Source organism: Arthrobacter sp. 2YAF22_2, assembly GCF_052114645.1.
Classification (GTDB): domain Bacteria; phylum Actinomycetota; class Actinomycetes; order Actinomycetales; family Micrococcaceae; genus Arthrobacter.
In genome coordinates this window covers 1-5,632 of record NZ_JBFRFD010000226.1, presented here as the reverse complement: position 1 = coordinate 5,632, position 5,632 = coordinate 1, and the positions used below count along the sequence as shown (strand labels likewise).

At 66.1% G+C, this 5,632-nt stretch carries 4 protein-coding genes and 1 pseudogene; 4 read left to right on the top strand and 1 reads right to left on the bottom strand.

The window, feature by feature from the left end; all coding sequences use genetic code 11:
- Window positions 1–1,601: sialidase family protein (locus tag AB4Y86_RS10645; protein WP_441402204.1), on the top strand; the 1,601-nt coding region annotated here is incomplete at its 5' end.
- On the opposite strand, the gene AB4Y86_RS10640 is transcribed toward AB4Y86_RS10645, so the two are convergent.
- A complete protein-coding gene (locus tag AB4Y86_RS10640) occupies window positions 1,583–2,527 on the bottom strand; it encodes a DUF4862 family protein (RefSeq protein WP_441402203.1) in 945 nt (314 codons plus the stop codon). The two genes, AB4Y86_RS10645 and AB4Y86_RS10640, sit on opposite strands and share 19 nt — an antisense overlap.
- A gap of 180 nt (window positions 2,528–2,707) precedes the next feature.
- Between AB4Y86_RS10640 and AB4Y86_RS10635 the strand changes: the two genes are divergently transcribed.
- The 3 genes and pseudogenes from AB4Y86_RS10635 to AB4Y86_RS10625 all read left to right on the top strand — a co-directional run.
- Window positions 2,708–4,351, top strand: coding sequence for an ABC transporter substrate-binding protein (locus AB4Y86_RS10635; protein WP_441402202.1), 1,644 nt, complete (start codon window positions 2,708–2,710; stop codon window positions 4,349–4,351).
- 118 nt (window positions 4,352–4,469) lie between these two features.
- On the top strand, window positions 4,470–5,426 hold the full coding sequence (locus AB4Y86_RS10630) for an ABC transporter permease (protein ID WP_441402201.1): 957 nt from the start codon (window positions 4,470–4,472) through the stop codon (window positions 5,424–5,426).
- A gap of 3 nt (window positions 5,427–5,429) precedes the next feature.
- Window positions 5,430–5,632, top strand: a pseudogene (locus AB4Y86_RS10625) (hypothetical protein); the annotation flags it as partial.

Sequence of the window (5,632 nt, the reverse complement as noted above, 5' to 3'; positions counted from 1 at the left end):
CTCTGGCRGTGTCCATGCGGGGCACGGTGCTGGCTGCCTACGACGGTCGTCCCAACCTGGACGACCTGCCCAGCCCGATCGATCTCCTGCTGCGCCGCAGCACGGACAGCGGACGGACCTGGGGCAGCCAGCAGGTGGTGCGCACCGGAGTCGGACTTAACGGCTTCGGTGACCCGAGCCTTCTGGTCGACGCCGACACCGGCCGGATTTTCATGTTCCATGCAGCCGGGACGCGGGCCGGTTTCTTCGAGGCCCGGGCGGGGCTGCACCCCGAGGATGACGTCCAGCACTGCGATATCAGCTTCTCCGATGACGACGGCGTGACTTGGCGGCATCGGCGGATCACCGGGCAACTGAAGGTGCGTCCGGCCACCGGCGGCACGGAAGATCCGCAGATCACCGGGATCTTCGCCGCGGCCGGGCAGGGCGTCCAAATTCATGCCGGGCCGTTCCGGGGCCGGCTGGTGCAGCAGTTCGTGGTCCTGGTCGGCGGCGAGATAATGGCAGCTTCCGCGTACAGCGGTGACCACGGCGAGAACTGGACGCTCGGGAACCTCATCGGAGCCGGGCCGGACGGCATCGGTCCGAATGAGAACAAGGTGGCCGTCCTCGCGGACGGCCGCCTGCTCCTGCATAGCCGGGCCACTCCCCGGCGGCTTGCGGCCGTATCGGACGACGGCGGCCAGAGCTGGAGCCCATTGCTTCCGGTTGAGGACCTGCCGGATCCAAGCGACAACGGTTCGCTGGGGCGTTTCGACGGCATGCCTGCACTAACGACCTTCGCCTCGGAGCCCACCGGGTCCTGGCTCCTTGCCACGAACAACCAGGACGAGCGGCTGCGCCGCAACACGGTCCTCAGCCTCTCCCCCGACAACGGGCTGACCTGGCCCGCCAAGCTCTGCATTTGTCCGGGAAGCTCCGCGTATTCGACCGCGACACGGCTGCCGGACGGCAACATCGGGGTCTTGTATGAGCGGCAGGGGTACCGCGAAATTGTCTTTGTTTCCGTCCCGGCCGAGCAGCTGGCAGAGCAGCTTTCCGCGGGGCCCTCGGCCCCGACGGATGTCCCGCCGACCGGCGCCGAGGCCGGCTTGGAGTTCCACATGGAACTACGCTCCATCACCCCCGGCCGGCCCTCGAACTGGCAGGATGCCGGTGAATCCCATGTCATGGCGTCGGATGCCGGCGACTGGGGAGTCCAAACCTGGAAGGAAATCGGCCAAGGCTATTCACCGGATGCGGTCCAGATCCTGGGGACCAGGGAAGCACAGGATCTGAACTACGGGCCCATCGTCCCCGGCTATAAGCCGGGCGACATTCTTGCCTTCACCGGACGGGTCCGCAATGAAGGCGCRAGGGCGGCAAAGGCTGTCCGGTTGGCCGGTCCGGGAGCCGGGGCATTCCCGCCGGCCGACCTTTCCGCCGGCGAGGAAGCCCTCTATTTCACCCCGACCTACACGCTCACGGAGCAGGAAGTGGCCCGGGGTGCCCTCACCGTTACGTTCAGCGTGACTGCGGCCGTGGGGTCCACGGAGGTGCGGCTCGGGCGGACATTCCATTTCGACATGGCAACGGGCGCGGTTCAGGTGGCGGAGGGGTAGACCCCGTGGGTGTCGCCGCATGCCCGGGCCGCGTCGGTGACCAACGTGCACATTTGCCGCAGCCGCTCGACGCGCTCCGCGGGAGACACCGCGTCCTGCGGAAGGCCGATCTTGAACCCTGTGATCGGCACTTCACCGGCTGCGCGGAGACAGCGGGTGATCTCGCCGCCGTTGAGCAGGGAACTCGCCGGGGCGCCCTGAACCTCGACGGCGGGAAGGTGGGCATCTATCCACGGGTAGCCGAACTCCGTCGTTTCGGGCGAGCAGCCGGAGAACATGAGACCGCCGAGCACACCCGCCTCGCGGGCGTACCTGAGATGGTCCGCCGCGGTACGACTCCGGCCGGTTTCGATAACCGACCGGGCCCAGTTGACCAGGACTGTGATGCCCTTCCGGCCCTGGTCCCCGAGCCGCCGGACCACCTGGACTTCCTCCTCGAATGAGAGGAATCCCTTCTCCGGAGCGCTCCCGAGCCGTGGTGCGTCGCAGTGTTCGACGACGATCCCGGCGCCGTGCCAGTCCCAGTCGAGTACCTCATTGAGGGAATCCGCGAAGGCGTCCGACGACGCGTAAAGCGGCGGGGCGGAGTGCAGCTCGACGGCTTCGACCCTGTGGCCGGAGTCTACGAGGGCGGCCACGTAGTCCCGCATCCCGGCAACGAAGTCCAGGGCCGCCCGGCGTCCGCCCGGGTCCCTCGAGGCCAGACCGAACTGCTCATCCAGGGCCGAGCGCTGCATGGTTCCCGGAATCGATGTCACCACCACCGACCACGCAGCGGGAGCCCCGGCCGGCCAGGAATCACCGCCCTCCGCCCGGTACGGAAGCTCGAGTCCGCGGATCGACGGGATTCGACCTAGTTGTTCGAAGAACTGACGCTGCAGTGGGCCCGGATTTTGGGCGGGATATGCGCCGACGATGAGCGACATGATGGATCTCCTTCTTGCCCCGATGGACTGGACAGAGGATATCGGATGTCTACCGTCGGACGGTCGTCGGTCTCGCCTACCAAGGGCCGCTTGACGAGTTGCTGTGACGCCCCTTACAGTTTCTCTACGAGCATCGGACGTCCTACATCCGATATACAGACTGGAATGGTGAGGCATCATATGAGCAAGACCATCAAGAACCTGCCGCTGGCCACTGATGCCAGCCGCCGGAGCTTCCTCAAGCTGACCGGTGCCATGGGGGCCGCGGCGGCGTTCGCCAGCTCCTTGGCCGCCTGTGGCGCCCCTGCCGCGACCACCACGGGCGCGGGCGGGACCACGGCCCCGATCAACAAGGACCTCACCATCGAGGCCGGCATCTCCTACGCGCTGTCGACCGGCTTCGATCCCCTGTCCTCCTCCGGGGCCACGCCGCAGGCAGCCAACCTGCATGTCTTCGAGGGCCTCGTGGAGCTGCACCCGGCGACCCGGGCGGCCTACAACGCGCTGGCCGCCGCGGACCCGAAGATGGTCAACGCCACCACCTATCAGGTTACGCTCCGCGACGGCGCCAAGTTCCACAACGGCACCCCGGTCACCGCCGACGACGTCGTATTCTCGTTCACCCGCGTCATGGACCCGGCCAACAAGTCCCTCTTCTCCCAGTTCATCCCGTTCATCAAGGACGTCAAAGCCCTCGACCCGAAAACCGTCGAGTTCTCCTTGCTCTACGCCTTCCCCGCGTTCTCCCAGCGCATCTCCGTCGTGAAGATCGTGCCCAAGGCCCTCACCAACTTCCCCGTCGGCTCCGACCAGCTCAAGGCTTTCGATGCCAAGCCCGTCGGCAGCGGTCCCTACAAGCTGATCTCCGCCGTCAAGGACGACAAGATCGTGTTCGAGGCGAACGCTGACTACAACGGACCGATGCCCGCCCTCGCCAAGGGCATGACCTGGCTGCTGCTCTCCGACGCTGCCGCCCGCGTCACCGCCATGCAGTCCGGCCGCGTGCAGGCCATGGAAGACGTCCCGTACCTGGATATGGACGGACTGAAGTCCAAGGCCACAGTGGAATCCGTGCAGTCCTTCGGGATGCTGTTCCTGATGTTCAACTGTGCCAAGGCCCCCTTCGACAACAAGCTGGTCCGCCAGGCCCTGCACTACGGCCTGGACAAGGACTCCATCATTAAGAAGGCCCTGTTCGGCAACGCCAAGGCCGCCAGTTCCTACTTCCAGGAGGGGCACCCGGACTACGTCAAGGCCAAGAACGTCTACGGCTACGACCCCCAGAAGGCGGCTGACCTGCTCAAGCAGGCGGGCGTGACGAACCTCGAATTCGAGCTCCTGACCACCGACACCGCCTGGGTCAAGGACGTTGCCCCGCTGATGCTCGAATCCTGGAACAAGATCCCGGGCGTCAAGGTCAGCCTCAAGAACCTGCAGTCCGGCGCCTTGTACAGCGACCGCGTCGGCAAGGCGGACTTCTCCGTCGTCGCGGCCCCGGGAGATCCTTCCGTGTTTGGCAACGACGCGGACCTGCTGCTGAGCTGGTTCTACGCCGGGGACACCTGGATGAAGGGCCGCGCCTACTGGGCCGCCACCCCGGAGCGCGCCAAGCTCGTGGACCTGATGGCCAAGGCAGGCCAGTCCGCCCCGGCTGACGCCAAGAAGCTCACCGGCGATATCGTGGATCTCGTCTCCGAGGAGCTCCCGCTCTACCCGATCTTCCACCGCCAGCTCCCCAGCGCTTGGGACGCGAAGAAGCTCAGCGGATTCAAACCGCTTCCCACCACCGGGGTTTCCTTCGTCGGCGTCGGCCGCACGGCCTGATTCAGGCCACCCCGAACTAGGTGGAGGCGCTGTTCCCCCGTCAGCGCCTCCACCTTCCCGCCCTGCCCGTTGACGCAGCCGACACTGCGCCAACACCCCAAGAATTCCGGAGACAACATTGGTCACCATATTGCGTCTGCTCGGCCGCAGGCTCGCCGCACTGCCACTAATGGTCCTGGGCATCACCCTGCTGGTCTTCCTCGTCCTGCAAGCGGCGCCCGGGGACCAGGCCAGCAGCGCGCTCGGCGACGGCGCCAGCGAGGATGYCAAAGAACAATACCGCCAGAACAACGGGCTTAACGATCCCCTTGTCCTGCAATACTTCCGCTTCCTCGGCAAGCTGCTCCAGCTGGACCTCGGCGTGACCACTCCGCCGGCGAAATCGGTGGCGGCCATGATCGGCACGGCTTTCCCGCTGACCCTTCAGCTCACCTTCCTCGGCGTCCTGATCGCCATCGTCCTGTCGCTCGCCTTCGGCATCGTCGGCGCACTGTACCGGGACAAATGGCAGGACCAACTGGTGCGTGTCTTCTCAATCGCGGCCGTCGCTACCCCGTCCTTCTGGCTGGGCATCCTGCTCATCCAGTGGCTTGCCCTCGGCAGCGCTCCCCTGTTCCCTTCGGGCGGCATTGCGACGCCGGAGTCGGGCTTCGGCGGGTGGCTCAACTCGATGGCGCTGCCCGCCCTGGCGCTAGGAATCCCGGTCTCGGCGTCGCTGATCCGGGTGGTCCGCACGTCCATGGTCGAAGAACTGGACCGGGACTACGTCCGCACCGCGATCGGTAACGGCGTTCCCTACCGCGAAGTGGTCTCCAAGAACGTGCTCCGCAACGCCCTGGTCACGCCAGTGACCGTACTGGGCCTGCGGATCGGCTACCTGCTCGGGGGCGCCGTCGTGATTGAAATGATCTTCGCGCTGCCGGGCATGGGTCAGCTGATCCTCAACGGCATCACCAATCTGGACGTCAACCTGGTCCAGGGCGTGGTCCTGACCATCTCTGTCACCTTCGTCCTGGTAAATATCGCCGTCGACCTGCTCTACCTGCTCATCAACCCCCGAATCAGGACGGTCTGACCCATGCGCAGCAAACTCGCTGAACGCCTGAGCGCGCCGGGAATCCGGTTCAAGGCACTGCCCTGGAGCTCCCGCTCCGCCCTCATCTTCTTGGTGGTCATCGTCGCCGCCGCCATCTTCGCGCCGCTCATCGCCCCGCACGACCCTCTGGAGACCTTCATCCCGGCGACGGCGCCCGGCGGCGAGCACCTGTTCGGCACCGACCG